We start from the raw sequence: 18,021 nt of genomic DNA on the forward strand, positions 1-18,021 counted from the left end.
CCTCCTGTTGGTCGAGTGCTCCAGATCGGTATAGGAGGCGCGGCACGCGGGTCACCAGGGCATTGTCCGAACCTTGTCCGGCTGCTGTGCGACTCCTGTCCGTGACTTCACCTTGGTCCGCCCGTGGCTTACCTGAACCTGCCGCCGGGACGGAGCGCGACGGCGGGCACAGGAACGGGACGGGGACGGGTACGGAGCAGGTGCGGGGGTGGCCGTTCGGGCCTCGGAGTTCGTGACGCGGCTCGGCGCCGGTACCCGGCGATCGATCGAGGCGGGAGCGGGGCCGGGGGCCCATCGGGGCGGCAGCGGGCCCGGCCCTCGGGGCCCCGGAGGAGCGGAGGCTCTGGGGAACGGAGGCTCTGAGGAAACGGAAAAGCGGAAGCTCAGGTGACGATGTCGTGGGAGGCCATGTCTGCCAGCGTCCACTCCTCGACCTCGGCGAGGTGGACGGCGGCGGCCTCCTGCGCGCCGGCGATGTCGCGGGCCGCCATGGCGTCCAGGATTTCGAGGTGCCGCTGGGTGGAGCCCGCGAGCCGGTGCGGGCCGGTGGCGCCGAGGACGCGCAGCCAGTAGACGAAGGGCTCGACCGACTCGCGGGCCGTGATCAGCCGGCTGTTGCCGGTGCTGGTGGTGATCTCGTGGTGGATACGGGTGTCGCTCGCGAAGAACGGTTCGTAGTCGCCCTGTTCGGCCGAGCGCAGCGCCGTGACGGCCTCGTCCCGCAGGTCGGCGATCTGCTCCAGCGGCATCACCTCGGCCGCGACCCCGGTGGCGAGCCACTCCAGGCCCTTGCGCAGCTGGCACACCTCGTGGACGTCCTGCCGGGTCGGCCGGGTGACGAACGTACCGGAGCGCGGACGCGTCTCGACGAGCCGGTCGTGTTCCAGGCGCACCAGCGTGTCGCGCACCGGGGTGCGTGACACGCCGAACTCGTTGGCGATGGCCTGCGGATCGAGCCGGGAACCGGGCGCGTACGCACCGGTGGTGATCCGCTCGCACAGGATCGAGTAGAGCTGCTCGGAGATGGGCTCCACGACCAGGGAGGTGGTGCCGCGACGGCTACGGACGGACGGGGTGGCCATGAGAGCCCTTCTTCTCCAACGGTCGCTACGGTCGGCTGCGGCACCGTTTCCGGCACCGGCACCGGGACCGGCGTCTGTCCACGGCACCGGGACCGGCGCCGTGGACACAGCATCTAATCGATGAGATTAGCCGCTCGCAGGGCGGTCGCGATGCGCTCCCGCTCGGCTTCGCTCGCGGGCCGGAAGGGGCGGCGCGGCAGTCCGGGAGAGCGGCCCAGGAGCTCCAGCGCGGCCTTCAGCGTGGCGGGCAGGTTGGGTGCGTCGATGGCGCGCCAGACCGTGAGGATCCGCTCGTGCAGTTCGAGCGCCTTCTTGTGGTCGCCGGCCTGGACGGCGTCCCACAGCTCGACACTGAGCTGCGGCGTGACGGTGGGGATGGCGGCCAGCGCGCCGTGCGCGCCCATGACGAAGGCCGGGTAGTGCAGGTCGTCCAGGGCGGCGAGCACGGTGAACCGGTCGCGCATGCGGTGCAGCAGGTCGGCGAGCAGGTGGATGTCACCGCCGGACTGCTTGATCGCGACGACCTGGGGCACCTCGCGCAGCAGCTCGATGGTGTCCACCGGGACCAGTGCCCACGGCACCACGTTGTACAGCACGATCGGCAGGTCCGTGGCCTCACCGATCTCGCGGTAGTGCGCGACGGTCTCCTCCGGCGCGGGCGCGAAGACGTAGTGCACGGGGGTGACCTGGAGGGCGTCGACGCCGGCCTCCTTCAGCGCGAGCGAGTAGCGCTTGGCCTGGGCCGTGGAGTTCTGGATGACGCCGCCGATCACCGGGACGCGCCCGGCGACCTCGTCCACGACGACGGCGCAGATCGCGGCGCTCTCCTCCAGGGAGAGGGTCTGGCCCTCGCCCGTGCTGCCACAGGCGCAGATCGCCGTCACGCCCTGGTCGAGGAGGTACGCGACCTCGCCGCGCAGCAGATCGAGATCGACCTCGTCGTTCGCGTCGAACGGTGTGACGACGGTGGAAATCATCCCGCCGAGCTGGATGTCCTTCACGCGCATCTCCCGGGTATTGCCGCAAGCACAGTGCGGATGTAATGTCTGATGCATCAGATGCTAGCACGGCGTCCTCGTCAGGAGAACCGCCACTTTCCGGACACGGTCGGCGTCCCCGCAGCATGGAGGGACCACACCGGCCGCGAGGGAACGCCACAACGAAACACACCGACTGCGCGGCGGAACACCGACACCGCGCGGGGCACCACCGTCCGCGTCCTTCGAGCCACCGACTGCGTCCTTCGACCCCACCGTCCGCGATCTCCGACCCACCGTCCGCGTCCTTCGAGCCGCTATCGCAATGGAGCGAGCATGCCCGTACCGGCCCCGCCTTCCGACTCAGGGTCCTCCCTGCGCAAGGTCGTCACCGCCAGCGCTCTGGGCACCACCGTCGAGTACTACGACTTCACCCTTTACGCGACCACCGCGGCGCTGGTCTTCGACAAGGTCTTCTTCCCCGACGCCTCGCCCCTGGTGGGCACCCTCGCCGCGTTCGCCACCTACTTCGTCGGCTACGCGGCCCGGCCGCTCGGCGGCGTCCTTTTCGGCCACTTCGGCGACCGCCTCGGGCGCAAGAACATCCTCGTCATCACGATGCTCATGATGGGCCTCGGCACCTTCGCGATCGGCCTGCTGCCCTCGTACGACAGCATCGGCATCGCCGCGCCGATCCTGCTCGTCGTCATCCGCCTCGTCCAGGGACTCGGCATGGGCGGCGAGTACGGGGGCGGTGTGCTCATGGCCCTGGAGTACAGTCCCCCCTCCCGCCAGGGCTTCTTCACCTCTCTCGTGCACATCGGCACCCCCGCCGGCGTCCTGATCCCGGTGGGTCTGGTCTCCGTCCTGGACGGCGTACTGCCCTCGGGCGCCTACGACTCCTGGGCCTGGCGGCTGCCCTTCCTGGCCAGCATCCTGCTGGTCGGAGTCGGCATCTGGATGCGGCTGAACATCACCGAGAGCCCCGAGTTCGTCAGGATGCGCGAGAAGCGCGAGGTGCAGAGCCTGCCCGTACGGGAGGTCTTCACCCGGCAGCCCGGCACGGTCGTGCTCTCCGTCCTCGCCAAGATCGCCGAGAGCGGCCTGTTCAACATCTACTACGTGGTGGCCATCACGTACGTCACCACCGAACTCGACCTGCCCAAGGGGCCGGTGCTCCTCGCCGTACTGATCGCGTGTGCCGTCGAGTGCTGCACGCTCCCCTTCTTCGGGGCCCTCTCCGACCGCATCGGCAGACGCCGGGTGTACGTGGCCGGGGCCCTGTTCCAGGCCGTCCTCGCCGTACCGTTCTTCCTGCTGATCCAGACCGGCCAGTTCTGGGCGTACGTCGTGGGCATGACCCTCGGCCTCGGTGTCGGGCACGCCGCGATGTACGGCGCGCAGGGCGCCCTGTTCTCCAACCTCTATCCGGTCAGCGTCCGTTACACCGGCCTGTCCGTCACCCAGCAGATCGGCGCCACGCTCGGCGGCGGCCTCTCCCCGCTCATCGGCACGGCCCTGCTGTCCGTCGGCGGCGGCCACTGGTCCTGGCTGATCGTCTACTGCGTCGGTGTGGCCGTCGTCTCCGGTCTGGCCGCCACCCGGCTGCGCGCGGGCGAGGTCCCCACCGCGACGGCCGCCCCGGCGGCGCCGCACCCCACCGAAAGGACCCAGGTTCCGTGAACCGTCTGTTCCTGCCCGCCCACACCCCCGTGGAGCAGGCTCTGCGCGGCCTGGCCCTGGCCCATCCCGGCCTGCTCGAACTCCACGAGGACCCGCTGTACGTCACCGCACGGCAGCGGCATCCCGCCCGGCGCGTGGGCATCGTCTCCGGCGGCGGATCCGGCCACGAGCCCCTGCACACCGGATTCGTCGGCCCGGGGATGCTGGACGCCGCCGTCCCCGGCCGCGTCTTCGCCTCCCCGCACAACCGGCAGGTGTACGAGGCGTCCCGGGCCGTCGCGGGCCCGGACGGCGTCCTGCACGTGGTCAAGAACTACACCGGCGACCGCATCAACTTCGGCATAGCGGCCGAACGGCTGCGCGCCGACGGCGTGCCCGTCCGCCGGGTCCTCGTCGACGACGACCTCGCCAGCGAGAGCGCCGAGACCGCGACGGGCCGACGCGGCACCGGCGCCACCGTCCTCGTGGAGAAACTCCTCGGCGGGGCCGCCGACTCCGGCCTCGGACTGGACGAACTCGCCTCCTTGGGCGCGGACTTCGCCGCCGCCTCGCGCAGCGTCGCGGTCGCCGCGCGCGCCCATACGACCCCGTCTCGGGGCGGCGAGGCGTTCGAACTCCCGGACGGGACGCTCGAATACGGCGTCGGCATCCACGGCGAGCGCGCCGCCTCGACCCTGGAACACCCCGGATTCGAGGCGCTGATCGACCGGATGACCGAGCAGGTGGTCAACTCGCTTTCGGAGGCGGCCCGTTCGGTCGTCCTCCTGGTCAACGGCCTCGGCTCGACCACACTGCTGGAGCTGTACGCGGTCCACGCGCGGGTGTCGGAGCTGCTGGACGAACGCGGGGTGACCGTGGCCGGCCGGCTCGTCGGGACGTTCGTCCCCGCGCTGGACATGAGCGGCTTCTCCCTCACCCTCACCGCGCTGCGCGACGACTGGGCGCCCTTCTGGCACGCCCCGGCCCGTACCCCCGCCTTCCCCGCGCCCTCCGCCTTCCCCGACCTCCCCGCCTTCCCTGCCCTCGCCGCACAGGAGCCCGTTCGATGACGACCACCGACCAGCGGCTCGTCCTGCGCCTCTACGCGCGGACCGCGCACACCGCCCAGGACACCCTCACCGCACTCGACCAGCTCTCCGGCGACGGCGACTTCGGCGACAACCTGTGCGAGGGGCTCGACCGCGTCACCACGGCGCTGGACGCGTGCCCCGACGAACCGCCCTTCGCCGTCGCCGCCCGGGTCTTCCTGGACGAGGTGGGCGGGACCAGCGGCCCGCTCATCGGACTGCTGTTCCAGGAGATCGCCCGCGCCTTCGCCCCGGTAGCCGGAGAGCATGACGCCGGACACCATGGCTCCGGGCATGACGACGCCGGAGACCACGAAGCCGGAGACAACAACGGCGCGGCCTGGCGCTCCGGCGTCCGCGAGGGCCTCGCCGCGATCCAGCGCGTCGGCGAGGCGGAGCCCGGGGACCGCACCCTGGTGGACGCCCTGGTCCCGGCCCTGACCGCCCTGGACGCGGGCGCGGACGTACGGGACGTGGCCCTGGCCGCCCTGGAGGGCGCGCAGTCGACCGCCGCCCTGCGCGCCCGCCGCGGCCGCGCCTCCTACGTCGGCGAGCGCGCCCTCGGCTCACCCGACCCCGGCGCCCTGGGCATCGCGCTGCTGTTCTGGTCCGCCGCCCTGGCGGCGGACCGGCCGGCCGGCGAACTGACCGACCACCTGACGACGGCGCTCGGCACCGTGACGAGCGGGCCGGCGGCTCCGGCGGGCGGCGGACGGTGAACTCCGGCGCGGCGCTGTGGCGCGCGCCTCGGTCGTGGACGGGGTTGGCTCTCAGTTTCTTGTCAGCTCGCACGGATGGCTGAGGTAGTTGCCGAGCCAGCCGGTCCCCTCGCCGCTCTTCATCGCGCGTGCCGCGCCGGTCAGCCGGTCCTGGCGGAGGGCGAGTTCCAGGACCAGCAGCGGGCTGTCGATCCGGGCGTCGGCGGTGGGGATCTGGAGCGGCAGCAGTGCCCGGAGGTCCCAGTCCGCCGACGCCTCGAAGGGGACGGTGGCGGTGCCCGCGTCGTCGAGGCGTACCTCGATGCGTCGGTCGGCCAGCACGTCGACCGTCAGTGGGAGGTCGCCCTCGCGGGTCGTGATCCGGCCGGTCCAGCCCCCTTCCGGGAGGGTCGCCGCGCGGCCGGTGGCGGGGATGGCGGACAGTCCCGCGAGGTCGAAGCCCGGTGCGACGCGGGCGAGGACGTGGCGCAGGATCGCGTCGCGGGCCGTCTTGTCGGTGCTGTTGGTGAGCACGGCCACGGCGCGGTCGTGTTCGGGTATCCGGACGACCATGTTGCCGACCCCGCCCATGCCGCCGCTGTGGCTGTACAGGAGCGGTCCGGCGCCGCTCGATACGCTCCAGCCGAGTCCGTACCCCTGGGCCGGGCCGACCGGCACGGCGTCGTACACGGCCGCCGCCGTCCGGGGCGTGAGCAGCCGGGCGCAGTTCTGGGCGAAGAGCGCGACGTCCGAGGCGGTCGCCCAGGCGGCTCCGGCAGCCGGGTGGCCGGAGCGGCAGACGGGGTACGCGCGGCCGTCGGCGGTGTAGCGCACGGCGGTCGGTCCGGGGCCCGGGTGGGTGTGACCGACCCGGAGACTGGTCAGGCCGAGCGGGCGCGCGATCCGGGCGCCGATCTGTTCGTCGAGGTCGCCCAGCAGTGAACCGAGCGCCCGGTAGCCGAGGTTGGCGTATTCGAAGCCGGTGCCGGGCTCGCGGTAGAGACGTCCCGCGTACCAGCTCGTCGGGATCGCCGGGGCGGGGGCGCTGTCGTCGTCCCCGTCGCCGTCTCCGTAGCGCCAGTCGTAGTGGGCGCCGAACCCGCCCCGGTGCTGGAGGGTCTGCCGGATCGACGGCGGCGTCGCCCCGCCGTACTCGCCGGGCAGCGGCGCGTCCAGGTCCAGTTCGCCTTCGTCGGCGGCGGCGCAGACGGCGGTGGCGGTGAGCGGCTTGGTGATCGAGGCCAGTCCGTACACGGTGTCCGCCGTGGCGGCCCGCCCGGCTGCGCGGTCCGCCAGACCGTACGCCTCGGCCAGCATCACCTCGTCGCGCTCGGCCACCGCCACGGAGACCGAGGCGCAGCCGTGCCGCTGAAGCACCCCCGTGCAGAACTCCTCCAGACCTTCAAGACCTTCCAGTCCGTGCATCGCGGCGCCTTCCTGTCGGTCCTGTCGGTCCCGTCACCCTAACTTCGGGCGCGGGAGCGAGAGCGGGAGCCTCAGTCCAGCGTCGCGTAGACGATGAGGTTGTTCACCGGGTGGCCCTGGGCGTCGAAGGCGCCGTCGCAGGTGATCAGACGCAGGGCGCGGTCCTTCGTCGCGCCGTAGACCTTCTCGGTGGGGAAGGTGCCCTTGCCGACGCTCTCGGTGCCGGTGACGGTGAAGTGCGAGGACTCTCCGGCGTTGTTGGTGACGGTGATGGCCGCGCCCTTGGCGATCTTCTTGAGGTCGTGGAAGACGGCCTTGCCGAAACGGGTGTCGTTGTGGCCGATGATGACGGCGGGACCGGCCTCTCCGGGCACGGGACCACCGGCGTACCAGCCCGCGGTCATCCCCTTCTCGGCCGGCGGTACCTCGACGGTGCCGTCCGTGTTGAGCCCGAGCACCATCAGGGAACTGGTGATCCCGACCGAGGGGATGTCGACCTTGGTGGGCGGCAGCGCTCCCTCGGCCCCCTGCCCCGACCCCGCCCCTGACCCTGAATCCGAATCCGGTCCCGGGCCCGGCACATCCGCCGAAGCGGAGGCCGAGGCCGAGGCGGCGGCGGACGAGTCGGTACGGGCGGCCGGGGCGGCGGTGGCCGAGCAGCCGGTGAGCACGGCGAGGACCAGCGGTACGACGGGAGCGAGGCGGGCGAGCCGGGCACGGCGCGCGGGCACGAGGGGCGGCCGGGCGCCGGGGCGCCGTACCGGCGGGTGTACGGAGGACACGATGGGCTCCAGAGCAGGGCTGCGGGCAGGACGGGGAAGACGCGGTGGCGCCGCCCCTGCGAGGGGGCGGCGCCACTGTGGTGCCGGGAGCGGAGGGTGTGCCGGATCCGGCGGGGTGGTCCCTTGTCAGGCGGTGTGGCGCTCGGCGGAGCGGCGGCGCAGTACGAAGGTGCCTGCGCCCGCGAGCAGCAGCCCGCCGGCGGCCGTACCGGCGAGAGCGGCGAAGCCGGAGTCCGCGGCCGGGGCTTCACCGGCGGCGACACCGCCGCGCGGCGCGGGCTGGGCGGCCCGGCCGGTCTTCAGGTCCTGCATCTTCTTGTATTCCTCCCGGGAGATCCCGGCCTTGGCGGCGGCCGCGTCCTCGGCCTTCTTGTCGGCGGCGGCCGCGTCCTCGGCCCTCTTGCCGGCCGGGGCCGTGGAGGGCGCCTGGTCGGCCGGGACCGGGGTCGGGTCGGAGGAGGCGAAGGCGGCGGAGGTCGGGACGAGCAGGGCACCGGCCGCGACGGCGCTCAGGACGGCGGCACGCAGGCCGAGGTGACGGGACATGTGGGGCTCCAGTTCCAGCCCGGCCTTGGTGGTACCTGGATGCCGAGTCGCACCAGGTTCCGGGCATGGCTCCACCATGGCGAGCACTTATGAAGAAGCTGTCAGGAAGACGCTGTCAGGGCGTCATGGTCATCGCGTCGCGGTCGTCACGGTCGTCACGTCGCGGTGGTCACGGTCGTCACGTCGCGGTGGTCACATCGCGGTCGCCGCGCCGAGGCGGACACGTCGCGGTCGCCTCGTCGCAGTCGTCACCGTCATCACTTCGCCGTCGTCAGGGCCGCGCCGCGGTCTCCTCGGCCTTCCCCGCTCCCCCGCCGCCGGGCAGGTCATCCGCCGCACCGCCCGGCGCGACCGGCAGCCGTACGGTGAAGACCGAGCCCAGTCCCTCGGTGCTCATCACCGTCGCCGTACCGCCGTGGGCCTCGGCCAGCTTGAGGACGATCGCCAGGCCGAGACCGCTGCCGCCGGTGCTCCGGTTGCGGGACTTCTCCGCCCGCCAGAAGCGGTCGAACACATGGGGGACGTCCGCCGGCGGGATACCGCTGCCGGTGTCGGCCACCTCCAGGGCCACTTCGTCCCCGGCGGCGTTGACGTATGCGCGCAGGCTCACCCGGCCGCCGGCCGGGGTGTGGCGTACCGCGTTGGAGACCAGGTTGCTGACGGCCTGCCGGAGCCGGACCGGGTCGGCGTGCAGCAGCGGGGGCCGGGGGGTGCCGGGCGGCGGCGTGGAGACCGTCAGGGCGATGTCCGCGGTCTCGGCCAGACCCTGGTGTGCCGCGGCGACCTGGACGAGCAGCTCGTCGGCCCGTACCGGCTCCGGGTGCAGCCGCAGCGCGCCCGCGTCGGCCGCCCCGAGGTCCTGGAGGTCGTCGATGATGTGCTGGAGCTGCACCGCCTCCTCCAGCAGCGAGGAGACGAACGCCGGGTCCGGCTCGGCCAGACCGTCCTGCGCCGCCTCCAGCCAGCCGCGGATGTTGCTCAGCGGGGTGCGCAGTTCGTGGGCGACGTCGCTGACCATCGCCTTGCGCTGTTCCTCCAGCCGGGCGCGGTGGGCCGCCATGTCGTTGAACGCCGCGGCCAGCCGTCCGATCTCGTTGTCGAGACCGACCGGCACGGGCTCGGAGTCCAGGCCGTCCCGCATCCGCTGCGCGGCGCCGGTGAGCGCGTGCAGGGGGCGTACGAGGCGGGTTCCGGCGATGACCGAGGCGCCGACGGTGAGCGCGAGGACGAGGGCCGTGACCCCGGCGATGCGTGCGGTGTTGGCCGGGGAGAGGTCGAGCCCCGGCACACTGACCGCGCCACCGGGGGTGTCGATGAACAGCAGCGCGGGCGCGGCGACATAGGACGTGAGCTGTTCGCGGCGGGCGCTGGCGACGCAGGCGGCGACGGCCCGGTCGTACCGGCTGTTGAGGGGCCCCGGCCGGCCGACGGGCGGCATGCGGGCCGCCTCGGCCTTCCGCGCGCGGTCCTGCCGCGCCGCCAGCTCCTCCTCGGCGCCGGTGGCGGGCATGGAGCTGGGGGCCTCATCGGGCCGGGTCGCCACGAGTGAGGGCACGGCCTCCCGGCCCCAGGACAGGTCGAGGTTGAGTCTGACGCCCTTGCGGTCCTGGCGCTCCAGGCAGGCGTCGGACAGCTGGTTGAGTTCCTGGAGGGCCTTCTTCTCGGTCGCGGTGGGAACGGCCGGCACATCGTCCAGGCACTTCCGTTCCATGGGGTCGGTGTCGTTGCTCACCAACTGGATGCGGGGCCGCCCGCTCGGGCTCTCGACGACGTCGGCGGCGATGCCCATGCTGCCGAGGCACTCCACATTCGCCGCGGCGGTCCGCCGCAGCCGGGTGCGTTCCTCCTCGGTCAGCAGGAACGGGCCCACCGCGCGCGGGTCGACGCGGTCCGCGTCGGCGGAGGCGGAGTCGGGCACCAGTACGGTGTCGACGGAGAGCGGGTCGACGACCGCCGAAGCCTGTGGCGCCAGCGGCGCGGCGGACGGATCGGTCTTCCCGGACGGGGAGTTGACGGCGGAGTCGAAGAGCGGATGCCGGTCCTGGGTGGTCAGCACGATCCGGCGCTCGGACCGCCGGGCCAGCTCGCGCGCCATGCCGTCGACGCCGTCCCAGCCGGGATGGGTGGCCGCGTACCCCAGCAGGCTGTTGTAGATCTTGGCATCGGCGCTGAGGTTCTGCCCCTGCTCCTGGCGGATCGCGCCGGAGGTCGTCTGCACGGCGATCCAGGCGGTGGCGGCGACCGAGCACGAGGCCACCAGCGCCGACACGGTCAGCAGCCGGCCGAGCAGGCTCTTGCGGAGCGGCAGCCGGGTGCGCGGCCCGTCAGGTCGACGACGACGCATCGCGCGCCTTCTCTCTGGTGGGGTGTGTCCTCGTGGGGTCTGTCTTCGCCGAGCCCGTCTTCGCCGGGTCTGCCTTCGCCGGGTCTGCCTTCGCCGGGTCCGTCTTCGCCGGGTCCGTCAGTTTGTAGCCGACGCCGAACACGGTGATCAGCCGGGCCGGCCGTCTCGGGGCGCGCTCGATCTTCTTGCGCAGATGCATGATGTGCACATCGACGGTGCGGTTGCTGATGTACTTGTCGAAGCCGTGCAGCTCCTCCAGAAGCCGCTGCCGGGAGAAGACCCGGTCCGGCTCCGTCGCCATCGCGGCGAGGATACGGAACTCACCGGGCGTGCACACGACCGGCGTTCCCCCGACCGACACCTCGTGCCGTACCGGATCGACCCTGAGCGCGCCCACCGACAGCGTCTCGTCGTCCACCACGACGGGGCCGGGAGCGGCGGCCGGTCCGGTGGGACGCCGGTTGCGGCGCAGTAACGTCCTTACGCGGGCCATCAGTTCACGCGGACTGAACGGCTTGGTCATGTAGTCGTCGGCGCCGAGGTCGAGACCGAGCAGCAGATCGTCCTCGGTACTGCGGGCCGTGAGCATCAGCACCGGCACCTCCCGGGACTCGGCGCGCAGGATCCGCACCACGTCGAGGCCGTCGGCCCGGGGCATCATCACATCGAGCACCAGCAGGTCGGGTTCCCGGTGCCGCACCCCGTCGAGGGCGGCGCGGCCGTCCGCGACGACGGTGACCGTGTGTCCCTCGTGCTCCAGATAGCGGCGCACGAGTTCGGCCTGCTTCGCGTCGTCTTCGGCGACCATGATGTCTGCGCACACGCGGACGATCGTAGCGAGCGCGGGTCCGGGCCGGGGGCGGCGGCCCGGTGGCCCGGTGGCCCGGCCGACCGCCGCCGGGCCGCCGGGCCGCCACCGGCGGCGGGCTCTCTCCCCTTCGGCGCCACCTCCGGTATCGCGGGTGCGTCCGCCGTCCGCGCCGACCAACGGGTACACCAACCCGCAGGGCCTGCCGCTCAACAACCTCGTCGCGGCGGGCGCGGTCAGGTACGTCGTGCCCGTACTGCTCCTCTTCCTGGTCATGCGGCGCGGATTCGTCCGGGGAGTCTCCTCCTCCGGACTCAAGTAGGTTCCGCCCGGCCGTCGTACATCTCACTGGCTAGGGCGCGGTGTTCCGTGGCACCCAGGGATGACGGGGTGATCACCGGACAGAGGGATTCGCCCGGCATCCACCCACTCGTAGCGTCTAGCCCAGCAGGGGGGACGACCGAGAAGCGACAACGGTGGGTCAGGTGGCACGGATGACGCAGCAGCAGGAACCGGTGCGGGACGACGCGGTACGGGGCAAGGCGTTCGCGCCGGAGTACCAGGGCGCCCTCGGCTCGCTGTCGGTGAACTCCTCCCTGACCGATGTGCTGGTCAGAGGCATCGAGGAGCTGCGGGCGGCGGAGGCCGCCGGGGAGCGGCGCGAGATGGCCAAGTGCGGGCTCGCCGTGGCGGAGGCGTACCGGCGGCTGGGGATGGTGCCGGAGGCCGACGCGGCGTGGAAGGCCAGTTACCGATCGGCCCGTACCGTGCGGGACGTGGGGGCGATGGCGTGGGCGTTGTGGAGCGGGGGCACACTCGCCCGGCAGCGCGGGTCGCTGCCGCTCGCGTACCGGCTGCTGCGGCTCGCGGCCGAGCTGGGGGAACGCGGCGGCGATGTGGTGGTACGCGGCTATTCGCTCGCCGGACTGGCGGAGACGGGACGGATCCAGGGCGACTACCAGGCCGTCGGGAAACTGCACGAACAGCTGCTCGCCGAGGCCCGGCGGCGCGGCGAGGCACGGCACACGGTGTGGGCGCTGGAGGGCATCGCGCAGATGCACCGCAACACCGGTTCGTACGACACCGCGCTCGCCCTCTTCGAGGAGGCCGCGCAGACGGCGGGCAGCGCCGACGACCAGCGCGGGCGTGCCTGGGCGCTGCGCGGGATAGCCGATGTGGTGTCGATACGCGACGGGGATGTGGAGCGGGCGCTGGCGCTGCTCTCCGAGGCCGAAGTCACCTGCCGTGCCATGCGGTTGTCGAGCGCGCTGGCGTACAACCACAAGATGCGCGGCAACGTGCTCTACCGCGCCGGACGTTACGCGGAGGCCCGGGACAACTACCTTGTCTCGCTGGATGAGTTCCGCGAGATGAACGAGTCGCGCGGTACGGCCCTGTCCCGGCTCGGGCTCGCCAAGTCCCTCGCCCGGCTGGGCCGGGACGGCGCGGAGACCGCCGCCGAGCTGGCCGAACTGCGGCACACCCTGGACCGGATCGGGCTGCGGCACGCGCGGGACATGGTGGACAAGGCGGTGGCGGAGCTGGGCGTGGGGCCGCTGCCGTCGGACGGGGAGGGGGCCGGGGGCGCGCTGTCGGGCTCGGGCTCGGGCGCCGGATCGGGCTCCGGATCGGGCTCCGGCTTCGAGGGGGCGCGGCGATGACCTCTCCGGTGACCTCCGCTCCCGCTGCCCCCGCCGCCCTCACCGCGCCCGAAACCCTCCACCGCTGCCGCGAGTTGGTACGCCCCGGGCTGGCGGCCGCCATCGGGCGGCTGCACCCGTGGACGGCGGAGATGGCCGCCTTCTCGTTCGGCTGGCGCGACACCGGCGGCACCCCTGCCTCCGGGGCGTCCGAGGGCAAGGGGCTGCGCCAGGCCCTCGCCGTACTGAGCGCCGAGGCCGTCGGGGCGGACAGCGCGGACGCGGTCGCGGGGGCGGTCGCCGTCGAGCTGATCCACGCCTTCTCGCTGCTGCACGACGACATCATGGACGGCGACGCGATGCGCCGGAAGCGGGAGACCGTATGGAAGGCGTACGGCACCGGGCCCGCCGTACTCGCCGGTGACGCGCTCTTCGCGCTCGCCGTGGAGACGCTCGCCGGGACCCCGGGGGCGCACACGGCGGCCGCCGTGCGGCGGCTGAGCGGGACGCTGACCGAGCTGGTCCGGGGACAGGCCGAGGACCTGCTCTTCGAGGCGCGCCCGTGGACGGGGCCCCGGGCCGTACGGCCCGACGAGTACCGGTCCATGGCGGAGCAGAAGACCGGCGCCCTCCTCGGCTGCGCCGCCGCGCTCGGCGGGCTGCTCGGCGGGGCGCCCGCACCGACCGTCACGGCGCTGGACCGGGCCGGACGCCATCTCGGCGTGGCCTTCCAGGCCGTGGACGACCTGCTCGGCATCTGGGGCGACCCGGCGGTGACCGGAAAACCCGTGCACGGCGATCTGCGGAAGCGGAAGAAGACCTACCCCGTGCTCGCCGCCCTCGCCGGGGACGGACCGGCCGCCCGTGAGCTGGCCGTACTGCTCGACTCCGGCCGCCCGCCGGGCGACACCGGCCACGGAACGGCGTACGGCATCGGCCAGGACAGCACCGGACAGGACGGCACCGGAGACGACGGCGTCACGGCTCGCGCCGCCGCGCTCGTCGAGGAGGCCGGCGGCCGGGCCGCCACGCTCCACGAGGCCCGGCGCCACCTCGACGCCGCCCGCGCCTGCCTGGACGGCGCGGCGCTCGCCCCGTACGCGCGACGCGACCTGCACGCGCTGCTCGACTTCCTGCCGCACCGTACGGTCTGACCGCCGCGCGGGCCGCCCGCTCCCCGCCCGCTCCCCGCTCGGTCAGGAACCGCCGCGCCGGGAGCGGGCGCGCCGCCGCAGCGCGTACGTCACGAGGGCGCGGACCGGTGCGGGAGCACGCCGTACCCCCAGCGCCGTACGCAGCGGCGGGTCCAGCAGCGCCGCCGCCACCGCCGGGGCCAGCGGGGCGAGCGGCGCGGGCAGCCTGGCGGCCAGCAGGCCGTCGCTGGTGGCCCGCCAGAGCGCGCGGCCCGCGTCGCTCGGGGCGAACCGGCGGCTCTCGAAGTCGCGCATCCAGCCCTCGACGCCCGCCAGCCCGTCGCCCGCGTGCCCGCCGCCCGGCGGTTCGGGCAGCCCGAGGGCGTCCGAGAGCCCTCGGTGGAAGGCGTCGGCGTCGGCACGTTCCGCGCCGGTGACCGCGCGGTGTCCGTGGGCGTCGATGAACCGCAGCGGGCACACGGTGAAACAGGCCAGCACGTACGCCATCAGCTCCGGTGTGATGTCCGGCCGGTCGTGCACCCGGCGCAGCCCGTCCACGATCCGCCGCCCCTCGGCGCTGTCCAGCCCGCGCCCGATCAGGCCGAACATGGCCACGCCGGTCGCCTTGGCCCGGCCGCGCGGCTCGTTGAGCATCCGGCCCGTGCCGTGCAGGACGCGGGCGATCTCGGGGATGCCGTAGGTGCGGACGAAGCCGAGGGTGAGCCCGACGCGGGACTCCTCGGGCATCGTCTCCAGAACGAGCCGCGCGAAGGCGCTGGGCGTGTTCTCGGCGTTCTCAGTGCTCTCGGCGTTCTCAGTGCTCTCGGCGTTCACGGTGTTCTCGGCGTTCTCGGCGTTCTCGGGCGGTGATCCGGCCGAACCCACCACGCTCTCCGGCCCCGGCCGCAGCTCCGGCCCCGGCCCTGGTCCCCGCGTCCCGTCGCTCATCGCGCCCCCTCCACCACGGCCAGCGCCTCCCCGGTCAGGGGCGCGTACAGACAGCGCGCGACCCGGACCAAGTGCGTACGCTCCTGCGCCGGTTCCGTGTCCAGGCCCGGCAGCGGAACCTGGTCCTCGCGCGGGCGGGGCGGGATTCCGGCCCGCAGGGCCGCCGCCGCGCCGCGCAGCGCGGCGGCCACGGTCAGCGCCACCCGTTCGTCGTCGTCCAGACCGGCCCGGTCGGCGACTTCCGTGGCGGCGGCGACCACCGCGGGGTCGACCCATGGGCGCAGGGTCAGCTGACCGTCCCGTATCTCCAGTCCGCGCCGGGCGGTGCGCCACTCCAGGTCCTGGAAGGCGAGCCGCTCGGTCCAGGCCGACGCGGGCTCCTCCAGGGCCAGCCGCTCGTCGGCGCGGTAGGCCAGGTCCCAGAGCGGGCGCAGCGCCTGGTAGTCGCGGCGCCGCCGGGTCCAGGCGGCGACGGCCGGTCCGCCGAATCCGGCGGTGATGAGGACGGCGCCGAGCGCGGCGAAGACGGGGCCGACGGCCGTGCTCAGCCACTCCGTACCCGTGACCTCGGCGAACGCCGCGCCGATCGCGACGAGTTTGCACAGGACGTAGCCGCACGCGACCAGCCCGCCGAGCGCGATCAGCCGGATGCCCCGCCGCAGCGGCCCGGCGGGCAGCCGCGCGGCGTGGCCGCGGCACACCCGGCTGATATCGATCAGCGCGAAGCCGAACAGCCCCTGGTAGAGGACGAGGAAGAGCGCGATGCCCGGCCGCGTCGCGAAGGTGGTGTCGAACGTGAGGGGCGTCTCCGGGCCGCCGGCTCCCCCCGCGAGGAACAGGACGATCATCACGGGCACCAGCACGGCGAACGCCGCGAGCCGCCGCCGTACCTGGCGCCAGGTCTGCGCACCGGCCACTTCCCACACCCGCACCCCGGAGCGCTCCTTCGGCGGGGTCCACATGCGCGCCAGCACCACGGCAGCGGCGGAGAAACCGGTGATGCCCAGATAGACGAACAGCGTCGCCAGATTGCCCCGATGCGCGACCCGGTCGATCATCCGGTACAGCACCGGCGCGGCCACCAGGAACGCGGTGGCGGGCGCCGCGATGGTCAGCGCGACGACGAGCAGACCGGGTGACGGATCCCGGCGCCAGGCGCGGAACTTCAGGGCCGCCACGAGCCAGGCGATCGTGCCGATGGTGAGGTAGACGGTGTTGAACAGCGCCTCGGGCGGTGCGGTCGCGACGTCAGACATGCTGTCCCTTACGGTGTTCCAGCGCGGGCGCCAGCTGGGACGTGGTCCCGGCCCCGGGAGCCAGCACGAGGCCGCGCGTCAGCTCGGCGCCCAGGATCTCCGCCTCCTCCTCCGCCGCGCCGTCGTAGTGCGAGCGGCCGAGGACCAGCCGGAGCATGTCGGCGTCGATGGTGGGCAGTTCGACCTGGACCGCCTCCTCGTCCGGGTCAGGCGGCTCGGCCAGGTGTCCGCACAGCAGGTGCGCGAGTTCGTGGCAGATGATGTGGGCCCGGTGCAGTCCGGAGGTCTCCTGCTCGAAGTGGATGACGTCGACGTCGGCGCGGCGTTCGACGAAGCCCGAAGGCTCGCCCACCCGCATCCGCCGGGGGACCAGCTCCACGGGGCGCCCCTGCCGTTCCGCGACCGCCGCGCACAGCTCCTCCACCGTGCTCACGCGCGGCAGATCGAGCTGTCTGACCATGGCCCGCATCCGGCGGCGGGTACGCCCCAGGTCTCGCACGTCATCCCTCTCGGCGTCGGTGGACCGCCAGTGTCCCAGCGGAGTGAGCCGGTCCGGACAGTGGCCGGTCACTCCCGGGACCGGCCCTCCGCCTGCCCGTCGGGCCGGCCCTCCGCTCGCCCGTCGGACCGGCCGTCGAATCGGTCGTCGCCCTGCCCCTCCGGCAGCCCCACCGCCTTGCGCAGCTGCTCCACCACGGTCAGCGCGGCGTCCTGCATCTCCGGGGGCAGCCCGGCAGCCCGCATCGCGATGCGCTCCACCCGGGCGTCCCGGAGCGCCTCGATCTTCCGCAGGTCGCGCTCGACCGCCTGCGCGGTGGCGGAGTCGCTGAAGTAGTCGAGCGGAACGCCGAAGAACTTCGCGATCTTCACCGCGTTCTCCAGGCTGGGCTTCTGGGTGCCCTTGCGGAGGTTCCCGATGTACGTCCCGCTCAGGCCGGTGCCCTCGGCGATCTCCGAGTCCCGCCAGGGCCGGCCCAGGTCCTTCGGGTAGATCACCGAGATCACGCGCCGGAAGCGTCCCGCGAAGTCCGGGGAGTCCGGGGAGTCCGGGGAATCCAAGGAATCCGGGGAGTCGGAGAAGTCCCCGTCGTCGTCGGGTCGGGGAGCCGACGCCTCTGCGCGGGGAGAATCGGTGGCCATGGCCCGGATCATAGAACTCTTCGGCCGACTGCGGTCGGCAGCATGGATCCCATAACCGGACTGATGTGAACGATCGTTGTGAATAAATCACCCAAAAGCCACAGTAAGCAGGGAATCGCCGATCCTCATCTCATGGCCGATCCACTGTAGTTGACTTACATCCAACGCCAGGTACAGGATCGACCGCGCGGACGCTGGGCACGGCTGCCCCACGGGGGTGGGCAACGGTGCCCAGGAGTCGGCGGGGTACGACGGGGCTGCGGCGATCGGCCGGGTCGGCCCCCGACAGACCCGGGCCCGCCCCTGCCCTCGCCGAGGGCCGGCAGCACCGGGTCTTTCCCACGCCGTTTTTCCACGCCTGCGGGCCCTCCCCCGCCCGTGACCACGGTCATTGAACTGAAGCCGACGGGCGCCCGTACGAGAGTACGGCGACTCCGACCCCCGGGCCTGGGGCGCCGTGCCATCACCGGGCTTCGCACGGAAGGGCCTTCG

17 protein-coding genes are annotated in these 18,021 nt (G+C 73.1%); 6 read left to right on the forward strand and 11 right to left on the reverse strand.

The genetic code is table 11. The features are described 5' to 3' along the window. Positions 1 to 383 precede the first annotated feature (383 nt). Positions 384 to 1,082, reverse strand: a complete 699-nt coding sequence (locus OG627_RS15995; RefSeq protein ID WP_329065624.1) for a GntR family transcriptional regulator — start codon at positions 1,080 to 1,082, stop codon at positions 384 to 386. Positions 1,083 to 1,195: 113 nt separating this feature from the next. Next, positions 1,196 to 2,083 (reverse strand): dihydrodipicolinate synthase family protein, encoded by an 888-nt coding sequence (locus tag OG627_RS16000; protein WP_329065627.1) that lies wholly within the window; start codon positions 2,081 to 2,083, stop codon positions 1,196 to 1,198. A 312-nt stretch (positions 2,084 to 2,395) separates the two neighbouring features. Between OG627_RS16000 and OG627_RS16005 the strand changes: the two genes are divergently transcribed. The 3 genes from OG627_RS16005 to OG627_RS16015 are packed head-to-tail and all read left to right on the forward strand — an operon-like array spanning position 2,396 to position 5,528. Further along, positions 2,396 to 3,742 (forward strand): MFS transporter, encoded by a 1,347-nt coding sequence (locus OG627_RS16005; RefSeq protein ID WP_329065629.1) that lies wholly within the window; start codon positions 2,396 to 2,398, stop codon positions 3,740 to 3,742. After that, positions 3,739 to 4,791, forward strand: coding sequence for a dihydroxyacetone kinase subunit DhaK (locus OG627_RS16010; RefSeq protein WP_329065631.1), 1,053 nt, complete (start codon positions 3,739 to 3,741; stop codon positions 4,789 to 4,791). Before OG627_RS16005 ends, OG627_RS16010 begins: the two co-directional genes overlap by 4 nt. Beyond that, the gene (locus OG627_RS16015) at positions 4,788 to 5,528 is read left to right on the forward strand and encodes a DAK2 domain-containing protein (protein ID WP_329065633.1); all 741 of its coding nucleotides are present in this window, start codon (positions 4,788 to 4,790) and stop codon (positions 5,526 to 5,528) included. Before OG627_RS16010 ends, OG627_RS16015 begins: the two co-directional genes overlap by 4 nt. A 51-nt stretch (positions 5,529 to 5,579) precedes the next feature. Here OG627_RS16015 and OG627_RS16020 read toward each other — a convergent pair whose 3' ends face one another. From OG627_RS16020 to OG627_RS16040, 5 genes are all read right to left on the reverse strand, one after another. After that, positions 5,580 to 6,932: a serine hydrolase domain-containing protein gene (locus tag OG627_RS16020; RefSeq protein WP_329065635.1), complete on the reverse strand. Its 1,353-nt coding sequence runs from the start codon at positions 6,930 to 6,932 to the stop codon at positions 5,580 to 5,582. 71 nt (positions 6,933 to 7,003) lie between these two features. Then, positions 7,004 to 7,714 (reverse strand): class F sortase, encoded by a 711-nt coding sequence (locus OG627_RS16025; protein ID WP_443073480.1) that lies wholly within the window; start codon positions 7,712 to 7,714, stop codon positions 7,004 to 7,006. 126 nt (positions 7,715 to 7,840) lie between these two features. Then, positions 7,841 to 8,260, reverse strand: a complete 420-nt coding sequence (locus OG627_RS16030) for a hypothetical protein (protein WP_329065637.1) — start codon at positions 8,258 to 8,260, stop codon at positions 7,841 to 7,843. Between the two features lie 271 nt (positions 8,261 to 8,531). After that, the gene (locus tag OG627_RS16035) at positions 8,532 to 10,604 is read right to left on the reverse strand and encodes a sensor histidine kinase (RefSeq protein WP_329065639.1); all 2,073 of its coding nucleotides are present in this window, start codon (positions 10,602 to 10,604) and stop codon (positions 8,532 to 8,534) included. Then, complete coding sequence (locus OG627_RS16040; RefSeq protein ID WP_329072702.1) at positions 10,585 to 11,412, reverse strand: response regulator transcription factor; 828 nt, start codon at positions 11,410 to 11,412, stop codon at positions 10,585 to 10,587. Before OG627_RS16040 ends, OG627_RS16035 begins: the two co-directional genes overlap by 20 nt. 154 nt (positions 11,413 to 11,566) lie before the next feature. On the opposite strand from OG627_RS16040, the gene OG627_RS16045 reads away from it, so the two are divergent. The 3 genes from OG627_RS16045 to OG627_RS16055 all read left to right on the forward strand — a co-directional run bounded on the left by OG627_RS16045 (position 11,567) and on the right by OG627_RS16055 (position 14,206). Beyond that, entirely contained in the window at positions 11,567 to 11,734 is a 168-nt protein-coding gene (locus OG627_RS16045; RefSeq protein ID WP_443073481.1) for a hypothetical protein, read from the forward strand. A 172-nt stretch (positions 11,735 to 11,906) separates the two neighbouring features. Further along, on the forward strand, positions 11,907 to 13,073 hold the full coding sequence (locus OG627_RS16050; RefSeq protein ID WP_329065641.1) for a tetratricopeptide repeat protein: 1,167 nt from the start codon (positions 11,907 to 11,909) through the stop codon (positions 13,071 to 13,073). Continuing rightward, on the forward strand, positions 13,070 to 14,206 hold the full coding sequence (locus OG627_RS16055; protein WP_329065642.1) for a polyprenyl synthetase family protein: 1,137 nt from the start codon (positions 13,070 to 13,072) through the stop codon (positions 14,204 to 14,206). Before OG627_RS16050 ends, OG627_RS16055 begins: the two co-directional genes overlap by 4 nt. 42 nt (positions 14,207 to 14,248) lie before the next feature. Here OG627_RS16055 and OG627_RS16060 read toward each other — a convergent pair whose 3' ends face one another. From OG627_RS16060 to OG627_RS16075, 4 genes are all read right to left on the reverse strand, one after another. Then, positions 14,249 to 15,133 (reverse strand): oxygenase MpaB family protein, encoded by an 885-nt coding sequence (locus OG627_RS16060; protein WP_329065644.1) that lies wholly within the window; start codon positions 15,131 to 15,133, stop codon positions 14,249 to 14,251. Further along, positions 15,130 to 16,389 (reverse strand): MAB_1171c family putative transporter, encoded by a 1,260-nt coding sequence (locus OG627_RS16065; protein ID WP_329065646.1) that lies wholly within the window; start codon positions 16,387 to 16,389, stop codon positions 15,130 to 15,132. Before OG627_RS16065 ends, OG627_RS16060 begins: the two co-directional genes overlap by 4 nt. After that, a complete protein-coding gene (locus tag OG627_RS16070; RefSeq protein ID WP_329065648.1) occupies positions 16,382 to 16,888 on the reverse strand; it encodes a hypothetical protein in 507 nt (168 codons plus the stop codon). Before OG627_RS16070 ends, OG627_RS16065 begins: the two co-directional genes overlap by 8 nt. 68 nt (positions 16,889 to 16,956) lie before the next feature. Further along, positions 16,957 to 17,529: a helix-turn-helix domain-containing protein gene (locus tag OG627_RS16075; RefSeq protein WP_329065650.1), complete on the reverse strand. Its 573-nt coding sequence runs from the start codon at positions 17,527 to 17,529 to the stop codon at positions 16,957 to 16,959. Positions 17,530 to 18,021 lie beyond the last annotated feature (492 nt).

Source organism: Streptomyces sp. NBC_01429 (assembly GCF_036231945.1).
Lineage (GTDB): Bacteria > Actinomycetota > Actinomycetes > Streptomycetales > Streptomycetaceae > Streptomyces.